12 protein-coding genes are annotated in these 26,217 nt (G+C 35.7%); 1 reads left to right on the top strand and 11 read right to left on the bottom strand.

What is annotated here, in order from left to right; genetic code table 11:
• Nucleotides 1-28: 28 nt before the first annotated feature.
• Nucleotides 29-1,435 (top strand): alpha-amylase, encoded by a 1,407-nt coding sequence (locus ABWH96_RS10890; RefSeq protein WP_375577556.1) that lies wholly within the window; start codon nt 29-31, stop codon nt 1,433-1,435.
• Nucleotides 1,436-1,492: 57 nt separating this feature from the next.
• Here the strand turns inward: ABWH96_RS10890 and ABWH96_RS10885 are convergent, their stop codons facing one another.
• The 11 genes from ABWH96_RS10885 to ABWH96_RS10835 form a co-directional block, all read right to left on the bottom strand.
• On the bottom strand, nt 1,493-1,945 hold the full coding sequence (locus ABWH96_RS10885) for a MarR family winged helix-turn-helix transcriptional regulator (protein ID WP_375577555.1): 453 nt from the start codon (nt 1,943-1,945) through the stop codon (nt 1,493-1,495).
• A gap of 1 nt (nt 1,946) precedes the next feature.
• Nucleotides 1,947-2,423, bottom strand: a complete 477-nt coding sequence (locus ABWH96_RS10880) for a glutathione peroxidase (RefSeq protein ID WP_375577554.1) — start codon at nt 2,421-2,423, stop codon at nt 1,947-1,949.
• A 6-nt stretch (nt 2,424-2,429) separates the two neighbouring features.
• Complete coding sequence (locus ABWH96_RS10875) at nt 2,430-2,657, bottom strand: hypothetical protein (protein WP_375577553.1); 228 nt, start codon at nt 2,655-2,657, stop codon at nt 2,430-2,432.
• Entirely contained in the window at nt 2,658-2,852 is a 195-nt protein-coding gene (locus tag ABWH96_RS10870) for a hypothetical protein (protein WP_375577552.1), read from the bottom strand.
• Between the two features lie 305 nt (nt 2,853-3,157).
• Nucleotides 3,158-3,574 carry a lipocalin family protein gene (locus ABWH96_RS10865; RefSeq protein WP_375577551.1) on the bottom strand — a complete coding sequence of 139 codons (417 nt, stop codon included), beginning with the start codon at nt 3,572-3,574 and terminating at the stop codon, nt 3,158-3,160.
• Nucleotides 3,571-7,869, bottom strand: coding sequence for a T9SS type A sorting domain-containing protein (locus tag ABWH96_RS10860; RefSeq protein WP_375577550.1), 4,299 nt, complete (start codon nt 7,867-7,869; stop codon nt 3,571-3,573). Before ABWH96_RS10860 ends, ABWH96_RS10865 begins: the two co-directional genes overlap by 4 nt.
• Nucleotides 7,870-7,872: 3 nt before the next feature.
• Nucleotides 7,873-9,549, bottom strand: a complete 1,677-nt coding sequence (locus tag ABWH96_RS10855; RefSeq protein ID WP_375577549.1) for a hypothetical protein — start codon at nt 9,547-9,549, stop codon at nt 7,873-7,875.
• Between the two features lie 26 nt (nt 9,550-9,575).
• Nucleotides 9,576-11,597: a tetratricopeptide repeat protein gene (locus ABWH96_RS10850; protein WP_375577548.1), complete on the bottom strand. Its 2,022-nt coding sequence runs from the start codon at nt 11,595-11,597 to the stop codon at nt 9,576-9,578.
• The gene (locus ABWH96_RS10845; protein ID WP_375577547.1) at nt 11,594-12,283 is read right to left on the bottom strand and encodes a fibronectin type III domain-containing protein; all 690 of its coding nucleotides are present in this window, start codon (nt 12,281-12,283) and stop codon (nt 11,594-11,596) included. Before ABWH96_RS10845 ends, ABWH96_RS10850 begins: the two co-directional genes overlap by 4 nt.
• The gene (locus ABWH96_RS10840) at nt 12,229-13,524 is read right to left on the bottom strand and encodes a fibronectin type III domain-containing protein (RefSeq protein ID WP_375577546.1); all 1,296 of its coding nucleotides are present in this window, start codon (nt 13,522-13,524) and stop codon (nt 12,229-12,231) included. The genes ABWH96_RS10845 and ABWH96_RS10840 overlap by 55 nt, the downstream gene beginning before the upstream one ends.
• A gap of 56 nt (nt 13,525-13,580) precedes the next feature.
• The gene (locus tag ABWH96_RS10835) at nt 13,581-25,907 is read right to left on the bottom strand and encodes a hypothetical protein (protein ID WP_375581468.1); all 12,327 of its coding nucleotides are present in this window, start codon (nt 25,905-25,907) and stop codon (nt 13,581-13,583) included.
• Between the last annotated feature and the right edge of the window lie 310 nt (nt 25,908-26,217).

Below are 26,217 nucleotides of genomic sequence, written 5' to 3'. Positions count from 1 at the left end.
TTAGACTTTCAACCAAATATTATACTTTATGAAACGATTAATTGCACAACTATTTAACGGATTATTGCTGATGGCAATAATTGTATCATGTTCAGATGATAGGCAGCTGGAAGAACAGCGAAAACATGCTAACAAAAAAGCCACTGACCCATTTTCGGATGTCACTCAAACTGATGAAAATATAAATGAAAGAAATCCTGGACCAGGTGGTGGCATTATCATGCAGGCTTTTTATTGGGATGTGACTGCTGGTGGTACTTGGTATGAAACCATTGAAAGTAAAATTCCTGATTGGGATGCTGCAGGCGTGAGCGCCTTATGGCTACCCCCTGTATCAAAAGCTATGAATGGTGGCTATTCCATGGGCTATGATCCCTTTGATTATTTCGACTTTGGGGATTATGACCAGCAAGGTTCAGTTGAAACCCGCTTTGGTTCTCGAACAGAACTCGAAAGTTTAATCAATACTGCCCACCAATATGACATGGAGGTTTATGCAGATATCGTATTAAACCATAATAGTGGAGCAGATTTAGAAGCCAACCCTTACACGGGTACTGATACCTATACGGATTTCAATCCTGCTTCAGGTAAATTTTATCGTTCTGCTAGTGATTTTCACCCAAATGCAGTGGTTGGAAGTGATGAAGGTGTATTCGGGGGCTTTCCTGACTTAAGTCATTCTGTTCCATATGTGCAAGATTGGCTTTGGAACCGTAGCGATGGTGTTGGAAAATATTATAGAGATGAACTCGGCTTCGATGGCTGGAGATTTGATTATGTCAAAGGTTTTGGCGGCTGGGTAGTCCGAGAATGGATGTACAATGTTGGCGGCTTTGCAGTTGGTGAATATTGGGATGGAAATGCCCAACTTTTACAAGATTGGGTAAATAGCACCAATAGAACCGCTTCTGCTTTCGATTTTGCTTGCTATTACCGGATGAACGAGGCTTTTGATGGAAATGACCTAACAAAACTTCAAGGCGATATGCTTTGGAAAAGAGATGCGGCTAAGGCCGTAACTTTCGTAGCCAATCATGATACGGATGAGATAACAGATAAATTGCATGCTTATGCTTATATATTCACGCATGAAGGCTATCCTACCCTATTTTATCAAGACTATGAAGAATGGTTAGATCAAGATAAGTTGGATAACTTAATGTGGATTCATCGAAATTTAGCAACTGGAGGAACTGATATTTTATATGCCGATAATGACGAATATGTAGCCAGAAGAAATGGAAATCCTGGCATTGTGGTTTACCTCAACGATTCCAATCAATGGTTGGAAAGATGGGTGCCAACTAATTGGGGTAATTCAGTGATAAAAGATTATACCGGAAATTCTAACTGGGAACCCACCACGCAAAATGACCAATGGGTTAAAATCCAATGTCCTCCTAACAGTTTTACTGTTTGGTCATTGAAATGATTTTATTTTTAGTCGTTCAAAAGTCATCTGCTTTTCTGCAGATGGCTTTTTTTACATTCATAGTTTTTCTTCCAAGGTCTTAATCAACTTCTCTAGCATTTCTTTAAATGCAAAAACTTCGGTTTCTGATATGGTTTCATCCTTAAAAGATCCAATAATTTTTTCAGGAATTTCAGATGCTTTTTGTTTAAGTAATTCTCCCTTTTCAGTAAGGGAAACTACCACAGTTCTTTCATCCGTTTCGGAGCGTTTTCTATAAATTAATTCCTTTTTTTCTAGTCGTTTTAACAAAGGCGTTAAAGTATTGGATTCTAATAATAAGCGCTCCCCTATTTTGTTTACCGTTTGTTCTTGATGTTGCCATAAGACTAACATCACTAGATATTGCGGATAAGTAATATCTAAATCATTTAAATATGGAGCATATAATTTAGTGGTTAATCTTGATGCTGCATACAAAGGGAAACACAACTGATTTTCTAAATATAAAGCGCTAAACTTTTCATCCATATTATATTATCTTTTTAATGGTCGCTTCCATTTTTACAGGTTTCGTGCTAGGTGAAAACCTCTTAACCGGAAGACCATTTTTATCAATGATAAATTTAGTGAAATTCCATTTAATTTTACTTCCTAAAATTCCACCTTTAAGTTGAGACTTAAGATATTTGAAAATAGGATGCGCTTTTGATCCATTTACATCGATTTTTTCAAACATAGGAAAACTCACTCCATAATTCAACTGGCAAAACTCCTGAATATCTTCAGAATCGCCCGTTTCTTGATTCGCAAATTGGTTACAAGGAAAACCTAAAACCACTAACCCTTGATCCTTATATTGCTTATAAAGTTTTTCTAATCCTTCATATTGTGGTGTTAAACCGCATTTACTGGCTGTATTGACAACAATAATGGTCTTTCTTTCGAAAACCTTCATGGAAATACTTTCACCAGTTAAGAGCTTAGCCTCAAAGTCATAAAAATTCATAATAACCTATTTTTTGAAGTTTGAAATCAAATATTTCCAACCACCAGTTGACCACAATGCCCATATCACTAATACAGGTTGGAAGAATAATCTTATCAATCGTTTTTGATCGGTATCTAAACCAAAAGCATCAATTCCATTTGTGTATTGAGAAATATTTCCAGGGAAAATCAGGATATAAAACAAGGCTAAAGCTATTCCTACTTTCGCTTTATGTTTAATTAGAATAATCATTTACAGACCTAATGAAATTTCTACAATTCCTGAGGATAAAACCACAAAATCCATAAAAGCAGGATCGGTAGGTAACCATCTCGGTACTTGTGCAAGGAATTCCTCTCGTTGAAAAGTAAGATGCCCTATTCCAGCTATTGTCATTATTACCCCTAATAAAATTCGGAGAGAATTCTTTATAAAATTCGTATTCATTATTAAATCTTTTGCGTTTTAATCGTGTACGATATAAAGGTAGGAAAATTTCTAGAAGTGAAAAAATATATTTCTTCAAAATTGAATTGAAATTAATCTGAGTTTGTCTTTAATTTTTAAATTCAGATTTTTCACCCAAGGGGTGACCAGCCTATGAATGGCATCCATTCAATAGACAAGGCGTCTTTTAGAAGATATGGCGTCTTAAATGGAGTGATGATAACCTAATATATTAGATCAATTGGAAAAATCTTTTCCATTCTACCTCTTTACAATGAATAATTCCATAATTAATATTTTGATTTTTAGTCCGGAACCAAAGTATACTCAAAGGTAGATTCTGTCTCTTTAAAATGTTCATCCTTCAGTAATAGAATAAGTTGATTCTCTTCTAAATTAACAATTATATACTCTCTGCTCTCTCCTTGATTGGGTGTTAATATCAATTGTGATTCGTTGGTAACTGTCCAACTGCCTTCTTCAATATCTCCATATATATCACGTAAATCATAGGACTCATCTTGAAAAAAAGACAATAAAAAATTGGAATAATTGGTAGCATTATCTTCAATTCCATCTATTAATACTTTCTCAACAACCCATTCATTAGGCAATTCCCCTAAATCTTCTTCGGAAGGTGAATCTCCTAGCTCACAGGAAAAACAAATAATCGTAAAAATAAACGGAAACAGTAGACTCTTATATTTACATTTTAGTGTCATTTCTTTATTACTTTAAAGGTTTTTTCAAATGATTCAAATCTCAACAGAATAAGGTAAACACCAGATTCCCATTTGCTAATATCAATTTTAGTAGGAGAATTATAATCTGATATTTCTTTCATTAATTCACCACTTAAAGAGAAAACTGAGATATCCACCTCCTCATCATACTTCTGAGGAATAAATATGGAAACTTCATTTTTAGCTGGATTGGGATATATCCTAGTATCCATAGAAGCAATTTCCTTTTCGGCTGTTACTAGCACGGTTACTTCCTCAGAATAACTAATGCAACCAGTTTCTGAAATGACTGCCACTTCATAAACCCCCATTCTTCTTGCAATGATAGACTGAGTAGAATCAGCTAAAAGTTCACCATCAAAATACCATTGATAATCTGAACCTTCACTTGCTGTTAAAATAAATCCATAACTATTCAGCTCAGCTTCTGATGTTTGATCTAAATTTACTTGAACAGTATCAGATTCAATACACCCTTGAGTAGAGGTCACGGAAACATAATATTCTCCTGAATTTACTACCTCTATTTGTCGCGTACTTTCTCCAGTAGACCAATTATAGGATTGGAAACCACTACCAGCATCAAGCGTAATCGTATCTCCTAAACAAGAGGTTATGTCATCTCCTAAGTTTACTGTAGGGTTTTCTACTGTCTCTATTTTGATACTATCTATAGCTAAACAATTGTCTTCATTGATTGCTTCAACTGAATAGACTCCTGCAGAATTGATAGTTATTACTCTTGAAGTATCTCCAGTAGACCAATTGTAACTAGTGAAACCATTACCTGCATCAAGTGTAATGGAGTTATCATTACATAATACCTCTGCTGATGGGTTTATTAAAACTTCACAATCACAGACATCTCCAATACCATTATCATTTTTATCTGCTTGATCGGGATTGAAGGTATTTGGACAGTTATCTTCACTGTCCGGAATTCCATCTCCGTCAGCGTCAGGCAGGTATATCACATCAATTTTAAAGGATCCCGAAATACTTAGGCCATCTCCAAAAACATCAACCGCTTTAACATCAAGTTCTAACTCTTCCCTGCTATCCAGCGCAAAGTCTTCTTTAGTATATACCTCATTTCCTTCAATTATAAAATCATTATTATCATTATCTCCTTCTATAAAATAGAACCTTATATCATCTAGCATATCTGGGTCTTCAGCTGATAATTGCCCCAATAATCCTCCACTATAATCACTTTTAATTTGAGAGGTGCTAAAATTGATAGCAGTGGGTGCTTCATTGACATTATTAACATTTATGACAAAAACATCTTCTAATGTCTCCCCCTCTTCTGTTTCTGCCTTCACTCGAACAGAATAACTATCTTTGTTTTCATAATCTGCGACCTCATTGATTATCAGTTGACCATTTTCAATACTAAATACTTCATTATCATCATCACCTTCACCTGAAACCAGCTCATAGAATGCATTTTCAGGATTGAAAGAGAAAAACTCACCTGTTGCTGTGCCTTCGGGTTCATTTTCTTCAAAATAATATGACTCAAAGCCAAATGAAAAATCATTAGCTCCTGGCGCTATTGTACTAAATTGATTTAAAGAATTTTGTCCACTAGTGTAAAGGAATCCACTATTATTATCTGTTATTAGTTTATTCGATTCTATAATATTTTGAGGCTCACCATAAACATCTACAATCACATCTCTTTTACTTTCATAGATCTCAAGTTTATTAGATTCTTGATCAAATTCGAATACATTTATAGCCTCTAATTGCCTGTCTGCATATTGGTTGGATATTATTTTAACAAAGACTTGTTCATCTGCTCCAACAGCTAATGCGGAAGCTTGTTGAGGAGAAAAAGTAATATTCTGAATAACTTCAATAGCTGTATTATTTACATTAAAAACCATCAAGGTTCCAAAAGTGCCAATACCATAAGCTCTATTACCATCCTTACTATATCGGATTTGAAAAGAAGGTTCTCGAACATTCTCACCTTCAAGCATAAAATCCTGATATGCATTAACAAAAGTAAGTTCACCAGTAGTACTGTTTCTTGAGAAACTTATAAGCCCATTATCTCCGGATTCCACAGCCCCAGTAGTTACAAGTATTTCTGAGCCATCTGGTTTAATGTCCATACTTTGACCCAATAAATAGATACTGGCCATATTTTCACCAGTAATAAATTTATCGATAAATTCTAGCTCTCCAGTTGTCTGGTTGATAGCAAATGCAGATACGTAGGTTTCACTTTGATCGTCTGAATAGCGACTTAGAACATAAAGATGTTTGTTGTCATTACTGCTAACAATTTCTACAATATTCTCTATACCCGTAATGGTATTCCCTAGATAATCATTACCATTAAAGCTTAAAGTTTCTAAAACACTTAAGGCTCCTGTGGTACTATTAATACTAAAACTAATGAGTTTGTCTAATCCACTTATTCCAGCATACAGATAGTTACCATCCTCACTTACTTCCAGAGAATTTATATTATCAGAATTTTTAAGACCCATTGCACTAAAAGATAAGTTCTGAACGACAGAAATTCCTTCCACCTGATTTTCAATGCTTACTATGCTTTTACTTCCTCCAGCATTAACTTCAGCAAAAATATATTCATCATTTGAACCCACAACTACTGAATTGGTTGAAATAGACGAACCTGAATAATTGTCTATCAAATCTTCAAAAATGAGCCTACTATCCACAGGGTTCGTTCTGAACTGCTCTACTAAACCATAACTTTCCCCTCTACTACTAATATTGTAGGGTCTGAAATAATATTCAGTGGCAGGTTCTAAATCATTGACAGTTAGTGTAAATTCAGTAGCTCCAGAAGGCAGAATATATACATCGTCACATAAAGTGGGCGTAGGATTAGTACTACTAACTACAAAGCCGCTTTCTTCTGAAAAATCAGTGAATTCTGGAACTGCATTTAGCTGTACTGAACTTGGCGAAATTAGGTCGGCATAGGTAGCGTCATAGGTTTGAAAGGTTTTTAAAGGTTCGCTCACGAAGGCTTGCTTTCCAAAAAATATGAGATCTCCAGAAACTGATTTTTCAGTAGTAAAATAGGCATTACTACCTACCACTAAGTCATTACCTCCATTAAAAGCATAGTCAGATCCAAAATGAGCATTAGCTGAAGGGGCAGCTTGTTTGAGCAGTTGAAAAAAATCAAATGAATCGAAAAGATAACCTTTATCTAATTTATACCAATAGATTACCCCTGCAGATGGCTGACATTCTAAACTTCGATTAATAAAATTGATGAAAATATTATTATTACGTAGTAGGACTTTTGAAATAGTACCTGGCTCATCTTCAAAAATTGGAATATCAATAAAACCACTATAACCCCAGTTATTTGTACCACTAGAGGATTCGTCCAAAACATAACAATTACCCCCTTCATATCTTTGTGAAAAACCTTGTAAAGATTTTTCACCAGGGCTTGCTACAAGCATGCGATTACCTTCAATAGAAACACTAGCACCAAAATTTCCATCAGTAGTATTTCTGGAATTGATACTGATTAAGTCGTCACGAACTAGGTCGAAATCTGTTTGCGCACCATTCAACTCATAAACATAAGCATTTCCTTCATTGGTGAACTCGCCATCGTGCAAGGGGGCTCCTATTACCAAAGTTTCACCATCAAAATCCATTGCTGCTCCAAAGTCGGCATCTGCTTGTCCGGTAATTTCTTTAATCAATCCCCAGTTATTTAATCCACCTTCGTCTTTTTTATAAATAAATACATTGGACTTTTGATCGGAAACCATCAAAAAGTCTCCTTTAGCGATGATTTCGTAACCAAAAAAATTTGAAGCAGCAGGTGAAGAATCTTTGATTACCTTCAGAAAATTCCAACTGTTGCTACTAGCCCCTCTTTGATAAACCCTTACTTCACCAGAATTATCACTGCTACTTTGAGCAACAAAAGCAAAATCTTCTACAATAGCCACTTCTGAACCAAAACTAGTACCATTGTCCGGATTCCCTATAATGGTAAAGAATTCCTGCCAATTCCCACTTTCATTTTCCCGCAAAAAACTAACAGCTCCAATATTATTATTATAACCCTTGGCGCTGGCAAGTACCAAGGTATCACCTAGCATGCTAATTTGTCCACCAAATAAATCATCCTCCTGACTGTTAATTGCTGACACTTTTTGTTGTTGAAAAAAGCCAGCATCTTGTGCATTTAAGGTTACACTTAAAAGAAAGGAACAAATGAATAATATATTATATTTGTTTAGAAGTTTCAGTGGTCTCATCTCTTAAAAATTAAAGTTATAATTCACACTTAACATATAATCGTTGTATTCGAAGCTTGTCCTATTTAAAATACTTTGTCCTCGAATAATGAAAGCATGTGCTGGCGATGGTATGTAGGAAATATTTAGTGTATTCGTTAAAATAAATCCATCTCCTTGACCATCAGCTCTAGAAATATTATACATGCCATTTAGGCCCAGTTTAACTTTCTCTTCCCAAAGTCCTTTTTCTGCTCCAGCTGAAAATCCGTATCTATTCAACTCCTGTGATACATTGTTTAACTTCAGGTAATTCAAACCGCCAGAAAGTGTATAAGCAAACTGATTATTTCTTAATTGGTAGTTGAAATTTGCATTGTTAGTAACTGATTCTGTATAATTTTCTGTAAAGCGATTCTTGTCTTGAAGGGTTTGTTTGCTCAATGCCAATACGAAGGTATGGTAAAACTGCTCTTTAGCTATAAAATATGAAGGTGTAATGCTAATTGAATGGTTTACCTGAAATACTCTTATAGTATCATTCAATTTAACTAGCCCTGATGATTGTTCTGTTGCATAATTGCTGTACTGCGCATTTACAGAAAATTGAGGGAATGGATTGACCTGCATATTTGTGGAGCTTATTACTCTTCTTGTGGTGGCGGCTTTATCTTTCAATAAGTTATCTTGTTGAATACCTATACTCCCACCCAATGTCAATTTTCCTTTCCAAAATGTGAAATTTGGAGCAATTGTATATCGCTCTATATCATTGTTAAAATAATAACTTCCCATAGTCTCATATTCGGGATCAATACGCATATATTGAGCCTTAACAGAATACCATGATTGTTGAAAATTTAGACTCACATCTCCAGCAAAATCAACACGTGAAGAAGCTTTTGGTTGGTAAAATTGCCTCAGGTTAAGTAAAGGTAAATCTTCATATGCACTCAATTCTCTAGCTGTAATATCTTCAGTGAATGCACTCACACCCAAATGTGTTTCAATTGAAAAATTTTTTAAGAAGGTTAGCTTACCACTCAATCCAACCGATAAGTTTTCTGCCGGACTAATATCTGTGAATGTCGGCTGTTCAATACTATTTACATCATCTTTCGCTTTCAAAAAACTAAATTCAATATGATTTTTATTGTCCCCATAGCCCAATTTAGCTGCATAACCTTTTCTTTTGTAGGAAGGCCCTAGTGGGTTGGATGCTGTGGTATCCTCCTCAATTGCATCTGTAAATCGACCATATACAAAACCAATCCTCCATTTACCTGGCTTCAATTCAAAACCACCTCCTAAGAAATTATGATTATTTAAAGTATAAGGTGAAAAAGATACATTTCTATAACCTGCATGAACTGTTACCCATTTGTAATAAGGACTCATGCCATAGCGATCGAACATATCAGTATTTGGTCCAGCCACTGAAAATTGCTGAGAAGCGAAAGTAAAGCTTAATGGCAGATCAAAACCATAAATGGAAAGTACCGGTGTTCCACTAATAATATAACTAAAAGGGTTTTGCTGCCCCCTATCAGCAGTAGTGTGATAGAAATTAGCACCTATAGTTAAGGAGCCTTTGAATTCCATAAATTTCCGCTTTGTGATTTCATCCAAATTTTCTAGGTTTTGCCCAAAGACTGGAGTCAAACACATGAAACAAATACCAATTTGTATAAGTAGTTTCATATCTTATAATTTTTTAAGTTCTCTGCCTATTCATTTTTTGTTATGGCTTTTGCCTCTTCCATTCTACCTTGCTTATGTAAGGCTTCAATCAAAGCATTTTTCAAAACATCATTACCTTTATTATTGCTATAAACCAACATCCAACGATCCGTTAATTGGCTTAATTCTCCCTTATTTCTGTAAAGTCTGATTAACCCATCATAAGCATCCGCATATTGATCATCAATAGAGATTGCTTTTTCATACCCCATGATTGCAGCTTCCTCTTGTTTTAATTTTTCGTTTAATCTTGCCCACTCATATTGAGCAGAAATGAGTTCTGGCTCCAGCTCTATGGCTTTTTTATATTGTTTTAAAGCCAGTTCCTTTTGGCGATGAAAGGCATAATGTTGGCCACTTAAGAACATTAAAAGTGCATTACCCTCAAAATCCTTATGAAGCATCTTGAACAAACCCTCCGTTTGGCTTAGATTAAAATGGCGACTTGCTAAATCAAGTAATTCTTCTAAACTTTCCTTCCTTCTTTCTAGACAAACCTTCATTTGTGGTACTTCTAACCATATAGGATTAAAAGGATTGTTGAGGGATAGTCCCTTGAATAATTTTTCGTCCATTTCAATGGTTTTCAGCAAACTGCTACTTGCAAGCTTGAGATACTTGTATGAACTATCTTGAAGGTTCTCATTATTTATGGAAATATGTGCTAATAATACGTATGCCTCAGGAGCTACTGAGTCCAGTTTATTAACTTTTTGAAGTAACTGATATGCTCTTTTTTCTTGGTCACAAGAAAGTAGAAGCTCTGCTTTTCGGGTAAGAACCTGACTATTGTCTTTTAATGAAATTTGCTCTATTCCTTCCAGTTTATGCTTACAACTCTTGGAATTCAATTTTTCCAGATAGGCTAAACTAAACACAGCCTCCTCAGGATATTGAAGATTAAGTTCCTTTATTCTGGATAATTCAATATCAAAACTGTCTGTTCTATTATATACTTTTACCAATTGCTTTAAAAAAAGAAGCGAATTATCAGAGTGAGTGGACAATGAATCATATAAGTCAATGGCTTTATCCCATTGTTGAGCTAATTGATAGGATTCTGCCAATTGCTTTACTGTTTCTTCAGAAGGCAAGTATCTCTTCTTGCGTTCTAAAATTGCAATGCGGCTTTCAAGATTTCTGTATTGACTACTTAATTGTAAAGCAGCTTCATACACACGTTGATTTTTTGGAAAAGTATTGAGTAAATAATCATAATGTTTCTGTGCGACTTTATAATCTTTATTAGCCATCATGACCTCTCCTAAAGTTAATGCTTTATCCATATTCTCTGGATCAGCCTGATATATTTTTACATATATCTCTTGTAATTTTTTATAATCCTCAGTTTTGAAATAGGCGTTGGCTAATAATCCCAATAAATCGGATTGTTCAGGATATTTTTCCAGTCCTTCCCTACTATAATCGATTAAGCTACTCCATTTTTCTTGTTCAAGAAGAGACAAACATAAACCTAAATAAACCTCTTGAGTCGCTTCATATTGTAAAGCTTTTAGGTATTGATCTTCACTTTTTTCAAAATTCTTATTTTGAAAAGCTTCTCTGCCCATTTTTTGATATATATAGGCAACCTTGCTGGTAAGTTCATCAAAGCCTATCCCCTTAGGGTGCTTTATACCTATCTTCTTTTCAATTCTATGAAACAGGGAAAGCATTTCAGTAAAATCTTCCTGGAAAAACAATACATCAGCTTTAATTACAGACAATCTAAGGCTATCTGGATATCGCTCTATGCCTTTATCAAGCCATTTTCCAGCTTCTTTTAACTGATCAGTGTGAAAGTTGGCTAGGCTCTTAAGCAAATATTTATCGTATACCTCAGGCATTTCTTCAGTTGTGGTGAGTACTTGCTTATATTTTTGATGCTGCAAATAGAAATAGGCATTTTTAACCATAGCTTTATCATCTTCCGACAATTGTGCTTGTACAGGAAATACCTGAATAATCAGGCTGATAATTAATAGCGATATGTGAAATACAAATCTCATTGATTACTACTTTCTACTGCTTGAACTCCATTTTTAACATAAGCCTCATTACCTGAAGTATCTATTGCCTTTACTTTGTACCAATCACCAGCAGTTCCGTTTGCATCTAAGTAGCTTTCCTTCATGATAGGCTTATCGATTACAGACTCATAGATACCTGTTGCTATTTCGCTTTTATAGATCATATATCCTGCTAGATCTTTATCTGCTACTTGTTCCCATTGAAGTTTCACGCCATCACTATCTGCAACTGCAAACAAATTACGTGTAGGGGATGGTGGATTAAAATCTTTCATATGGATAGTATCAGCTGCACTTTTGACACCTTCGTTTCCCAAAGAATCAACAGCAGCAACAGAGTAGATATAAGTTTTTCCAATTTGGACAGATTCATCTCTGTATAGTCGTTGACTATAATGATCTTCTGACAAAAGAGAGTCTTTCCCGTTCAAGCTTCTATAAACTTTATAAGCCACTACATCATAATCCGCAGAAGCAGTCCAGGTGACATTTACCCGATGACCATCTTCATTTATTGCTTTGATCTCAGGTGGCGCAGGTAGGTCTAAATCTGGGATTTGAAAAACAACAGAAGCAGTATCGCTTCCATTACTACTAGAATCAATTGCAATTACATAGTAATTATAAACGTACCCTGGAATAAAACCTTCATTTGTTGGCCCCATGTCAACAAAGTTTGTTCACGAAGCACTTTAGGATTCACTGTTTCAAAAGATGATTTGTTTTTTCTTTTAACGACCTGTCGTGATAATTGAAAAGTTCTGAAATCTTCTTGCTTGAATTCATATTCCCATTCAAGTTCAACATTCCCAGAGGTCTCATTATAAACAGCCTTTAAATTTAGTGGTGCATTAGGTTTTTCGTAATCCTCAATAAAGACTGTGGTACGACTCGTTTTTCTACTTTCATTTCCGGCAGAGTCTACTGCAGTAACTGAATAAGCATATTTTTTACCGGGTTTTACAGTTTCATCTTTATAAAAATTATTGTAAGGGCTCAGTAGCTCATCATTAATTTTTACAAATGAATCTATAGTGCGAGGTGCACGATATACATTATAACCTTTAAGGTCATTTTCTAAACTCACATCCCAGGTGATGACACTTGGTTCTCCTTTAACTGAATTAGCTACTAAACCAGAAACTGGATCAGGTGCTGTTTGATCTTTTAGGGTCACAGTCAACTCTTCAGATTTTTCACTTTTCTGACCTGTAATGTCTTGAGATTTCATAAAGAAATTATAGGTGGTATTATCAAATGGGAGGCTGAAGACAAACAGTTGATTTTCTGATCCTGTATGAAGTATTAATCGATCATTCAATTGAGTGACTTTACCATTTGGGTCTTCTGCATAAACATGAACGCCACTAGTGTATAACTCTTTGACATCCGGCTCCATTTCCCAGGTAATGCTGATTTTTTCTGCATCAAAAGACATACCCAGTTCTTTTGGCGCTTTAGGAAAAGAAGGTATGCTGTTGTGAGATACTTCCACTTCATCTACACTTTCACTGTCTTTATAGTAAACTATTTTATAGGTATAATCTCTATTGACTTCACTTCCTTTATCAATGAATAAAAACCCTAGTGCCTGAGCTACATCAGGGCTAGCAAAACTAAGTAGACGCTGTAATTCAGGATTGTTTATCAGATTTAGATAGGTCGCAATTTCATTATCTGTCTGCAAATCATTTTTGAGCTGTTGATACAGTTCTTCCCCAATTGCTGACCTAAATTCAACACCGTTTTTTATTCGTTCAACTGGCTGTTCATTTAGTTTTTTGTAGGAATCGCCCCCCTTCTTACGGTAAATATCCATCTTTAGACCATTCGATAATTCTCTTGACTGAAAGAGATAATTTGAACCTGATTTTTGAGTAATCAGAGTAGGTTCTTGTTGTGCCAAAGACTCTGTTACGAAGAATAAGCAATAAAATATTGTCAATATGTAAATTGTGTTCCTTACCATAAAGAATTAAATTGAAGATTACCTTGATAGCTATTATTGTTATTATTTAGGATCTGCAATGGAATAGATTTAGATGATCGGGTATACTCCCCTCTTCCATTATAAATCCAAACAACTACCTCAATTGACCCTGAATCATAATTTCCTAAATATTTATAAAAAGTGAAGTTGCGAGGACTACTAGAAGGACTACTAACTTCAAAACCAGTAATGTGATCAGTACTTTTATTTAAAGTGTTTCTGGTCCAATAAACCTTGTATACTACTTTAGATATACCTGACTCAGGATCATGGACATCATTTAACTCTATTTTAACTTTATTATCACTTGTCGTAGTAAGTGAAACGTCAGGTGTTTCCGGTGGTGTATCATCCAGGATGATGGGTCCACACGCTACAATTCCAGATTTCATCCCCTGTTGATTCACCGCTCTAAAAAACACATAGATAGGTTCACCTTTTGGTAGGTTATTTTTTTCTATATCAAAAGTAGGTTGTTCAGGCCCGCTACTTCCTTCAGTGAGTGAAAAATTAAAATTCACTCCTTTTAAAAGAGCATCATAATTAGAATACTCCCAATTGACCTCATCTCCATTAGCAAATCCTTGTAGATCAGCTGTATTGGTAGAAGTACCCAATGCATACTGATAACCTTTCAAACCTGATTCAGGATCAAAACTATTTTCAATAATATGAATTCTTAGTGCATTAGGACGCTCCGTAACTTGCATATCAGGTATATCCGGTGCTGTTGGATCTTTTGGTGTAAAAGGACCTAACTTAGCAACCTCACTTTTTGATGAGGCATTATTTATGGCTCGAACATAAAAGTAGTGCTGTCCATAATCTTCAATTTTACTTCCTGAATACCTAGAAACTAAAGGTTTGTCAGAACTTATGGCCCCAACTTCTTGGTTTGAATTAGCTCTAATTTTTTTACTTGTCTCTTCAGTATTTCGATAAGCTACAAAATTACTTTTATCCAAAACAGAGTCTTTTGATACGTAATATTCGTAAGTAAATATTCCTGATTCCTGATCAGTTGAAGCAGACCATTTAAAGTCAACCTCAGGCATATTGGTATTATTCTCCAACCTACTATAAATTTGTTCTATTTGTCCCGACAATGGTCTATAATCCGGTGCACTATTGGCTAATGGTTTTATCCTACTTGGATAAATAGAGTTTCCAAAAAATAAGGTTTGAAAACCTATTATTGTGTACTGTGGAGCAGGTTTACTAGGTGGAGTACCATCATACATCAATGGCTTTTGCATCGATACAGTAGTTGTCAAGCCTTCACCATTAGTCACTCGGACACTGAAGTAATATCTTTTATCCGGTTGAAGAGAAAGACTGTTAATACTACCCACAAATACATTCCTGAGTACATCTTCATTTTGACCATTCTGATACCTCGAGCTTAATTGTCTGTTTGTTGAACCAGTTAAAACGCCCCAATCCTGGATATCTGTTTGACCTTCATTACTTCCTACAGCATATTCAAATTTCACAATATCTGACTGATCATCTCCTGCTACTACTTGGAGAACCTGAGTTTGCTGTTCTTTAGTATAGAAGCATTCTTCATAAGGAGATAAATGATTATTTGTCTCATGGTAATCAGGATGAAACTCTACAAAATCAATTTTGGGAGGTGTATTATCTTCCTCCTTTATACTAGCCCATTGCACACTTGACTCATCACTATTGGCCCCTACTGCTACTCTGAAATTTGCTCTTCGAATTGCAGTTAGTCCGCCTTTTCCTCTCAATCGAAAACCTATGCTAAATTCTTTTGTCTCATAAAATTTAAGGTTGGTAGGAGTTGGAATACGTGGATAATAATTCTTGTAAGAATGAATGAATACCTTTTCTTTATTCCCTAATGTTCGATAATCATAAAATCCAGTAGCAATATTATTATCTCCTGATAGAACCTCCTCGAATTGGAAACTTGTTTCTACTGGGTTTTTATTAGCACTCCAATTTATTCTTGCCTTATTACGGTAAAATGTTCGGACAGAAAAGACATTAATATTATTAATAACAGGCGGTTGAAGAGATTCTTCTATATGGGAAAGCCTAGTTTCAATATCTTGTTGAAGGTTACTTAGGCTGTCAACCCCGCTTGTGGAAGTTGAATCTACCGCTTGCCGATATTTATCATATTGTGTATACAATCCATGTAACAAGGTTAATATCTCTGATTTTAATGTGTAGCTATCATCGATTTTGTCTGTGAGCAACTTGTAAGGTTCATCCACTATATTACTAACCTCAGCTTTATCATCAGCTAAACCAGGAGCCAATGTCCGTGCTATTTCATTGGCTCCTTTTTCCAATCCCAAATCATGCATATCATACCAAAGATACTCCAATGAGGTTTTAAAATTTGCTTCACTTAATTGTGTATTGTTCACTTCTGTTTGCCTAACTTGAGCACTTTCATTGGCTATTCTGTACAGTAGATCTACACGATCTTTCATATTGCTTTCTAGATAATTATCCGATTTACTTTGTGCTTCAGTCCATACATCATCGAAATCATTACTAATTCCGATAGAGTGCTGATTTACTAAACTCCTACGTGCATAGCTCATCCATAAATGTTGTCGAGCACGAAAAGATCCCTCATAGGCATAGTACTTGTCTATTTCTTCAATAGCTTTCCTTAAACTTGCGGTAACATCAGACACGCTAGGAGAGAAAATATTCAGATTCAAGTTTATATTAGATGTGTTATAATAATTACTATTATAAGTAGTATTAGCCACAGTAATTACATTATTGCCATTTTGCTGAAATGAATTCGAAAACCCACCTGAATTACTACTGTTCGTGCTTTGTGTAGTATTCTTTTGCAAAGGTTTTGAAAGCATTGAATCCAAAGCAGCTAAATTCTTTTCAGTTGCTAATATTGCTTCTTCAAATTGCTCTAATAGCTTATTATCAAGTGCATTAGAATTACTACTTTTCTCATTTTGATTTGCAGCAGTTTCCTCATCAATAGTAAAATTAGGAGAAGAGGTAATTTCACCATTTTGAGTTTGCTGAATAGTCAGATTTGTAGCAACCACAGGACTACTTTCTAATGCTGTGATCATTTCATCAAATGCTTCCTGTGCTTTCTCATTATATTCATATGCTGCGCCCTTCACCTGCTCCATTCTAACAATAGCCTCTTCTAAATATAAAGTGCTAGTGTCCATAGCTTTTTTCATTATATCTTTTTGGTCTTTTACAGCATTATACTCGTCTCCATATTCTGTTAAACGGTCCATCGGAAAATTACTGTTACTACCTGCAATTACTATATTATCATATACCCATTGCATATCAGGTGGCATGGGAGAAATCACCTCATTAATATTTTGCCTAATCATAACAGCACTTAAAAAGCGACTAAATTCATTTGTGTGAAAATTAAAACCTGCCTTAGCTAGGACCTCATTAGGTATTTCTAAATTAGGAACTTCAGGTTCAAGATTTTCAATGGCATCTTTGGTAGCGTTTACTTTTTCTTTCAATTCCGCTACCATATCCTCAAAACGTTTTTTCATCCCTTCAGCCTCATCAAATAGTCTAGCGTTCATTTTTCCGGTAGAAATATCCACATCAAAACCACTGCTAGAGCTAGCCTTCGCTATACCATGTAAACAGGCATCTCCAAAAGGTGTACCAACGCAAGCTTGTGCACCAACTACCAATTCAAAACCACCCCCGCTTAATGTGGCAAAAGCAGCTTTAGCAGTTGGTTCTACGCAAAAGCCAAGGCATATCTCCACCTTCATAGTCATGTAAGCTCCGAAAGGATACCGAAAAGAATCATCATTAGCATACCAAACAGAGCCCATCAATTTAGCATTAACCTTAATAGGCCAAACATCAATGATATCTGCCTTTACACTAGCATCCATGTACAAGCCGCTTGGGCAAGCTATGATTGTACCTTTCATAGTAAGAATACTGTAAACCTCTACCTCCAGATCACCATCAATGGCCCAAATCACTTCTCCTGCATTTCCCGGATCCTCAGCAAAGAAGAACATCAGCTCCATATTACCATCTAGAACTACAGGCATTTTTAAATCAACATATCCTCCACCATCAATGAAGAAATGTTCAAAACTAGATTGTACATAGGCACCGCCCTCCAATTTTAATTTAGTTGAGCCGGCACCATCCAAACCGAGCACTACACCTTGTGCATCGAGGTAAACACTTTTATCTGTAATTTGAATGAAAGTACTTCCCTCTAAAGAATAGGTACCAGCTGAACCTAAAATCCCTACTTGTGCGAAGAGCATTACAGCAAAATCTAGGTCGGTGGAAGGAGGTGAAACAGGGTTTTCTAATTCGTTTCTGACCATTTTGTGACCAAAAACTTTTAATGCACCTGTATTAGGATTCGTAATTAAATCTAAATCATCTGATGTGGGCTTATAGAAAAAACCTGCTCCACCACCTTTTAAATCAATAACTCCTGGGAATAAAGGAATACCAGTACTCACTTCAACCCCCACAAATAGGCCAAACTTAAGTTGATTATTCAAATTGGCGAAATAGCCAGCTAATGCTGCCTTGGCACTGGTATTACCAACTCCTAATTCAGCAGTAGCTGTGGCCCTCAAAATAAACCCTCCGTTTTCTTCTTTATACTCCATGAAAGCAGAGCAAGTCATCGTTCGACCTATTGCAAGATTTGCATTATCAATTTTGAGGTATTTATCTCCATTAGGAAGTTCGTAAAACATCACCTCATCTACACCTCCACCGAAGCCACCTGAGCCGTCCTCATCTGGGTTCTTGCCACCTAGAGTTAGCTCCAAGGCAGTTCCTGAACCACCACCAAATCGCACATAGCGTTTTACTTCTGTAGGGCTAAAAGCCACATCAGGGTTTTCTTGACTATCAAAAGATTCAGGGTCGTCATTACTTACTGGTAAATCTACTGTTACAGTAGACTCTCCTTCATTTGGTACTTCATATATGAATTCTCCGATTGTAAGAGAAGCATAATTCATTAGCGTTAGGGTTCCTCCTCCAGTCAAGTTACCTCTATTAATAATACCATCCTTACCAATGGTAAAACCCTCATATTCTAAGCTCCCCTCTACTCCATCAATATTTACCCCTGCATTTCCTCCTAACTCCACCTCAAAACGGCTTGCACTAGCCACTGACATATTAGCATTTACCGAGATGTCGAAAAATCCTTCATCTAAATTAAATGCAGCATTTCCAGTGGCATTATAACTTAAAGCTCTATTGGCATAGGCGATTCCAGGATTGGTTCGAATTGATGACTCATTACCAAAATAAATTCTTGGTTGGTCATCAATTAATAAATTGCCGGCTGCATAAATTCCAAAAGCATCCAAATTGGATGGATTAATATCGACCGTTACTTTAGATAGCTCAAACTCAGCAAAATCGCCTAAAGCATATCGCTTATCAATCTCAAAGTCAGGTCCATCCACATCCACATTTACCTGATTATTGCTTGAATTTCTGGAAATAGTAAAAATTGCACTAGCTGTGCTTTCAACTGGCACAGGAAGATTTATGTCAATGGTTGCAGATAGGCTTAATGTATTTTGCTCTTGAGAAATACCAAGTGCACTTAGATTAGCATAATTCCGAACTAATTCATATTCCTTGTCCATTTGAACAGTCCCTAAGTCAAAACCATCGTTGCTACTAATGCTTAGTCCGTTAAAATCAACGTCTTCTTCAAATATATCAATCTCTCCATCAGAATTGATGGTGATTTCCTGGCCTGAAATCTGTAGGTTTGGCTGAGAAAGTGTTAAAATTACTTCTCCAGAGAAAAGATCTATAACTTGATCTGGTAGAGTGACACTGCCTCCCCCCATTCCAAAAACTGGGCTAGGATTTGATTGAGAATAGTCCATACCTATTTGTAGGTCTTCGACTGAGACCCGTAAACTTTCACCTACTAACTCCTCAAAATCTATAATACCATCTACTTTAATTAAAAATTGCTGAGTGCTGATTTGTAATTCAAATGGTTGCTGTGGATCTGGCGTAAGGGTAAGTTTACCAATTTCAATTCCATTTGTTAAGTGGCTAGCATCCACACCTCCAGTCCAATTTTGATTATTATAATCTGCATAAAAGAAAAGTGGATCATTCGACTGATTTTCCGAAGATAAGAGATCACTTTCCAGCCCTCCTGCCAATTGCAAACTCGTGTTGACTCCTAAGTCTGCCTTAATTCCGTATAAATGCAATGACATATTTGTTTGCTGGTTGTCATTTGGTAAGGTTCCCTGAACAGACTGAGTGAATGCAGGCGAAACTGAAGAATTATAGGTTTGCGTATAGGTTCCCCACTCAAGTGAAGCTTGCTTAAAGCCATTATTATTTATTTTAAAAACACTGGTCACAGCTTCATCAGATAGACTTTCAGGTAAATTCACCTTTATTTCAGCCGATATTTCTGTTTGATTTTGAGCAATTAAGGAAAGTGAAGTGAGCTCAATTGGAAGTTGAAAATTAGGTTCTAGGTTAATAGCAGATTCTAAGGAAATATTTCCATTACTAGGATTAAAATTGCTGTCAGTGGTAAGTGAAAAACTAACCTGTGTTTCTGGTGCATTTCCTCCATTAGCTAAAGAAGGAATAACCAATGTTAAAGGCTGGTTAGTCTTGGTATTGATATCCCATCCATTCGTACTGTTTTGATTAGCATTAATGAGTGAGTTCCCCTGACTATCTTTCAAAATGATATAAGCAACATCTTTTGTAGGTAAACCAAGCGTATCAGGAAGCATAGACACTATACCACCTCCAATACTAAAGCCATTAGCATCTAAAATTGCTAAGGGATCTGTTGCTTGCTGATCGTTTTCATCTAAGTAAAATTCAGCTTTACCTTTGCTAACGGATAAGTTGTGGGGATTAAAGGCAAAGCTATTGAGAAATTCAGCACGCAATGATTGAAAATTTTCACCACCAAAACGAATAGCTGCTACACTTGATCCAGAATATCCAATGCCATCTTTTGTCAGAAGTACATCGGCATTGAAAGACATGCGTAAATGATCTGAAGCTGGTCTTTGGGCATTAATATCAGTTAGTGAAAGACCGAATGGGCTAAGGTTTAAATCTAAATTGAGATCACTACCCAAATTAGCACTTCCCGATTTTACAGAAAGGTCATTCAATGAAAGTTTTAATGCATTAAAGCTTACCGTATTAGATAAATTATCCATATTGAGAGCCCCAGATCCTTGCATAGTAAAACCAGTGGTATCCAATCGAGCATCATTTAAAGTAAAGCTCAACAAAGGATTACCTACTGGGTATTCAAAAGGAAAAGATTTGTTAATTTGAACATAGCCTCCCATCAATGAACCATTGAGCAAATTCAATTTCACATTGCCATTGGCAAGTCCATTTGGGCTTGGATTTTCCTTTAGATCTAATTGGATGGTTCCGTCTAATGAAACTTCCTGTTTACTGTTTTGATAGGCAAATAACAACTCACTGTTTTGCGGAGTCAGGGTGAAAGGTCCTATTTCCAGATTTCCACAAGGAGTAAAATTGGTAATTGTCCCCTCAAAACCACTGCCTTCAATAATAGATAAGCTGAATTCAGGATTAACACAGGCCTGAGCATCAGTATTTTTAAAACCTGGTAATTCAAGCAGTTTTCCTTCAAGGTCGAAATTAAATCCCTGTCCACCACTATTGGCATCTGGTAATAATTCTCCTCCAATTTGGGATATATTCAAATCTGGAGCATCTGGTAGATTACCTAACTTAATATTTAAACCATTAGGGGGTTGCAGTGTTGGCATAGTACCTGAAAAAACACCATCCTGAATTGACACATCGTAAAAAGACAACCCATCAGGAAGATTCAAGCCTTTTGCTGCGAGATTTGGCATCCTCACTGCCAAATCAAGAGAAGGGCTGAAGTTCCAGTCTGTTAGATTGTACCAATCAAAAACTGTTGATTGATCAGTTCGTAGTGCTAATAATTCTAATTCGAATCCAGCAATATCAACTGGAGGTATAGATAAGCCTGGTATGCTACTCAAGTTTATGTTTTGAGCAGGAATATGAAGTCCACTTGGTCGTATTTCCAGGCCATCCATTGGCAATTCAAATCGTTGACCATCTGCTAAATCTATGTACATCTCTAGATTTAACTCAGCTGCAAAGTCGAAACCACCAGCATCTGTATAATTGAAAACAGGTAAAGCTGGAATTTCCTTTATTTTAAGTCCAAAATTACCAAAGTCTAAATCTATTGGGTTATTTGCTATAGAAGAAGAAAAATGCGTTACCTGAAATGAGCCTGGTTCTAGATGCAAATCCAAATCTGCAGTTGCCACGGTTGTTTGTTGGTCATTAACCGAAAATTTACCGCTAAGATCAAGAGAAAAGGACTGTGCGGAAATATTATCCAGAAAAGATTCAAATCTGCCTGAAAGATTATTTAGTCGGTATGTGACTATATCTGAATTATGTACCAAAGGTATCAATAAGTCCTGACCTGAAATGTTAAAATTAGCTGTAGCATAACCTTTATTATCTACTTGAAGACTAACAGTTCCGGCATCAGGTAAAACTGTATCAAATAGGTTAAGATCACCACTTAAATGAAGGCCTTGAGTATTCGAACCGAACAGATTAGTACCAAAAGCGATTTGACTGATTTGTATGGGTAATTCAAGTCCTGTCAATGCCGGCATATTAGCTGGTACATCAATAGTAACAGTTCCTTGAGCAATTGATGGATTAGAGACATCTGCATTTAACTGCACATTATCCAACTGGACATTACCGAATACAGGCGGATTTGCCTGATCTATGGCTGGTAAATAAAATTCTAGGTTTTTTCCGGGAAGTGTTTCTATACTGATATTACCATTTGGCATATTTTGGGCATCGATCAATAAGTTGCCGTTTACGTCACGTATCTTAAGATATGCGACATCATTATCAGGTAGTGGTAGCTTATCTGGTAAAGCATCCAGTATAAAATCAGTAGGGTCTATTGTTAGCCCCTGATCATTTATATATGCAATCAGTTGCTCACCAACAAGTAGGTCTGCCTTACCTATAGAAACATTAAATGGATATAAACCAAAAGTAAAATCATCAGAAAAATGAACTGATAAATCTTCTGTAAAATTTTGGTCACCTAAAATCAGCCTTGCTTCAGCATCCCCACCAGTTTTGAGTCCTTTTGAATCAAGACTAACATTAGCACCAAGCGAGAAGTATAATGCAGGATTCAAACTTAAAGCTTTTCCTTGCTCAACAGCTTTATATTTTAAGGAATAATCTGTGGTATCGATTCCAGCTTCAAAAGCAAAAGACTCATCAAAAATTACTTGCCCCTTTTCAATCTGCATAGTATTGATATCTAAGGTCAGATTATCAAATGTGGCATCAATATCCTTACCACCTGGAAGCTTTAATGTATTTCTTCCATCAATCAAAAATCCATCCTGATTAATCAGTGCCTCTTCAATATAAAATGAAAGAACAGGTTCTTCTTCCGGGATATTCCAGGTAAATGGATCATCCAGTTCAAATTCAATCTCTATGAATTCACCTTCTACTAAATCATATAGGAAAGTACCTTCTACCTTACTTTTATCCGGTAAAATCAAGTCCGCACTGGCATCCAAAAGGACTTCTTGATCTCCATCAGAAACATCAAAGGTTAATTTAGAATTGGTTATTTCTGCTGCAAAAGGTCCTATGTTTATTGGACAGTTTGGTGTAAACTGCTCAATACTACCTCTTACAAACTCTTTATCTATGTTGAGGAAAACATTATCAAATGTTAAATCTTTCTCGCAGTCAAAAAGAAAATTATTATTTAAACTACCTGTAAGTTCTAAACTGGCTGATTTTACAGTGTTCTCATTTTTCACTTCAGCAAAAAGCTCCCCTTTCATTCTTGAAATTGTTAGGCTACTGCCCCTGGAAAAACCCCAATTGCAACCTTCCCCTTTACCTTCAAGTTCACCATTTATGCCATCTTCACTATTATAATAAAGACTAAAATCATAATCATATTCATCAAGACAAGGAATAATCGGCATATTTTGAATCGAAGCCTTACCTACAGCTGACATGTTCCATGGCCCTTGTCCTTTTAAGTCTTCATACCAAGGATAAGTGATGGCGTCAAATCGTAATTGATCTGGAGAAAGTGATACTATTGAATCCCAACCAATATTTTGAAGTCCTTGAAGTTCTGTTAATGACCAAATCTGTTCAGATATAGTAATTCCTTCCTTGTCTATAATGATATTTTCAACTTCAGGTGAAGTCCAGTTGTCAAACATGGGTAATATAAAATTGCCGTTCATAGCCAATTCAAAATCCCATATACCTTTTTGATATGAAATTTCTTCAAGAACCATATCTCTTAAATTCAACTGGACAAGACCTAATGAAAGGCTTCGGTCTGTAAATTGACAATTGTTGCCCAACACATTGAATTGAGGCGAACTTTCTGTGGTAAGCTTTGCGGCCAGATTGATATCACAATTGTGTGTTTCATCCTCATATTTTAAATCTAGGGCACCTAATAATTGTACATTGTAATCAAGCGTTCCTGTATTCCATTTTGCCACAATAGAGCCACTAGCACCTTCAAACTGAAGCATTACATTATCACTATTTTCTACAAGAGGTAGGGTGGAATTGTATGAACAGCTAACGCTGATTGCAGTTTGATCTTGCAGTAAATCAATATTGTTGATTTCACAGGATTTATTTTCTAAATCTTCATTATTACTCCCGAAAAATTCTAAATATCCTTTTCCTTCAACAGTATTTTCTGGAAAAGAGGCAACTACTTCAGTAATTTTTAAATTTATTTCTTCTTCATCAATTTCATAAATAGGTTCTTTATTTCCTCCCGCTCTTAATTGACCAATTGCTCCAGCTGGTGTTAGCTGGATTCCACCTTGAACTTGCATTTTGCTTCCATCACCAAGTTCTACACTACCTGTTAAATTTAATCCACTTTCATAATTCCAGTTCACAGCAGATGGTTGAATAAAGCCATCTAGATTTCCCAAAAGCTCAGGAAGTTCAGATAAATTACCATCTATTTCACCTCCCATAAATTCAGGATTTTGTCTATTTCCTTCCTTTAAGCTAAGATTATTAACATTTACGTTGACTACATCCCGCTTTTCAGTTAATGGATTGATAAATGCAATTTTTGCTAAGCCGTTAAACCTTTCTACACCTCCAGTTTTCGTATAATCCAACTCATCTAAATCAATAAGCTTAACATATCCTGGCACCAGATTAACGAAGTCCATATCAGATAAACCTGAACCATCATCATAACTATTTGCATAACGGAAGGTATTTATTTCACTATATCCATTGTTTTTGAAGTCAATTTCACCCAATGGATCATAGGATTGTACCCGAATAGCGTAAGTTTTCCCAACCGTCAATGGCGGTTTTCCTTGTCCATAAAAAACACTATTTGTTCTCAAATTATCCTCTCGATAATAAGCTACATTAGTCCTTTCCATCAAATCGTATGGATTAGCATTAATATCCGAAAGCTCAACTATTTTAATACGATAGCGAATTCTAGGAATTGATAATTGGACTGGTGCCCAGGAAATATTGAAACCTTGAGGACTGGTAGCAAGAATAACAGATTCATGGAATGGGTAGGCAATTACAGGTGGATCAGGGTTTGAAATTGTAATTGGTGCACTACATCCTAATGGTTGGGAACTGGACAAACTTTCCCCAGTCTGAAAATCAAATGCCTGAAAACAAATGCGGTAATTTCCTTCTGGCAGATTTCCTGTTCTTCTAATTTGTTCAGAATTAATACCTTCTGAATTGATATCAGCCTCAGTTAAGTTGCGGTTTATATTTGCTAAATCTCTACCAGATATAACTTTCATCTCACCTGCTGGTAATATTATGCGTTGGAATGGTTGAAAATTTTGGTTCATACTTGCTTCAACTCCATTATTTCCCAATACACTACCAATCAATTTTATCTCATAAGATCTACTAGGGTTTTGATTACGAAGAGTGACCAATATCTGCTCTTGAAAACTTCTAGATATTTTATCATCTGCACCTATATAATCATATATATTGTTTGAATATGGAGGTAGCACCTGAACATTTACACTGACTTCACTATTTTGAGCGCTAGACGTGAAAGAAACTGAGAATAATAAAATTATGAATGCTAATACTTGAACAGTATTGAAAAACTTTGGTAGGTATTCTTTAAAATAATAAAATATAGAAACTTTACTTGTAAAAAAATCCATTAACAGATAGTTTATTGTTTAGATCAACCTCTGACTTACATCGACATAGCTTTTGCTTTAATCGATAAAATGTCTTCTATTCAGTATCACACAAAAACTCATCTAAGTGGGTCATGCTTTTGAAATATTTCTAAAATATTTTTTTGCTAAGAATTAAAACACATTAATTATTTGAATATGATAAGATGATAAATTAGGATGTTGATTAAAGTCAAATGGGCAATAGGTAGTTAAATAAGCATGATTAGGGGGATTAATAGGATTTCCTAAATGAGAATGATTAAAGGCTGCAATCCATCAGGAATTTAAA

It is taken from the genome of Marivirga tractuosa, from assembly GCF_042140215.1.
Classification (GTDB): Bacteria; Bacteroidota; Bacteroidia; order Cytophagales; family Cyclobacteriaceae; genus Marivirga; species Marivirga tractuosa_A.
The sequence above is the reverse complement of the archived record's forward strand: the minus strand, read 5'-3'. Positions and strand labels throughout refer to the sequence as shown.

Bases quoted from the DNA above. Each gene is read 5' to 3' on its own strand.
- ABWH96_RS10890 (WP_375577556.1), top strand. From the start codon at position 29: ATGAAACGATTAATTGCACAACTATTTAACGGATTATTGCTGATGGCA.
- ABWH96_RS10885 (WP_375577555.1), bottom strand. From the start codon at position 1,945: ATGGATGAAAAGTTTAGCGCTTTATATTTAGAAAATCAGTTGTGTTTC.
- ABWH96_RS10880 (WP_375577554.1), bottom strand. From the start codon at position 2,423: ATGAATTTTTATGACTTTGAGGCTAAGCTCTTAACTGGTGAAAGTATT.
- ABWH96_RS10875 (WP_375577553.1), bottom strand. From the start codon at position 2,657: ATGATTATTCTAATTAAACATAAAGCGAAAGTAGGAATAGCTTTAGCC.
- ABWH96_RS10870 (WP_375577552.1), bottom strand. From the start codon at position 2,852: ATGAATACGAATTTTATAAAGAATTCTCTCCGAATTTTATTAGGGGTA.
- ABWH96_RS10865 (WP_375577551.1), bottom strand. From the start codon at position 3,574: ATGACACTAAAATGTAAATATAAGAGTCTACTGTTTCCGTTTATTTTT.
- ABWH96_RS10860 (WP_375577550.1), bottom strand. From the start codon at position 7,869: ATGAGACCACTGAAACTTCTAAACAAATATAATATATTATTCATTTGT.
- ABWH96_RS10855 (WP_375577549.1), bottom strand. From the start codon at position 9,549: ATGAAACTACTTATACAAATTGGTATTTGTTTCATGTGTTTGACTCCA.
- ABWH96_RS10850 (WP_375577548.1), bottom strand. From the start codon at position 11,597: ATGAGATTTGTATTTCACATATCGCTATTAATTATCAGCCTGATTATT.
- ABWH96_RS10845 (WP_375577547.1), bottom strand. From the start codon at position 12,283: ATGGGGCCAACAAATGAAGGTTTTATTCCAGGGTACGTTTATAATTAC.
- ABWH96_RS10835 (WP_375581468.1), bottom strand. From the start codon at position 25,907: ATGGATTTTTTTACAAGTAAAGTTTCTATATTTTATTATTTTAAAGAA.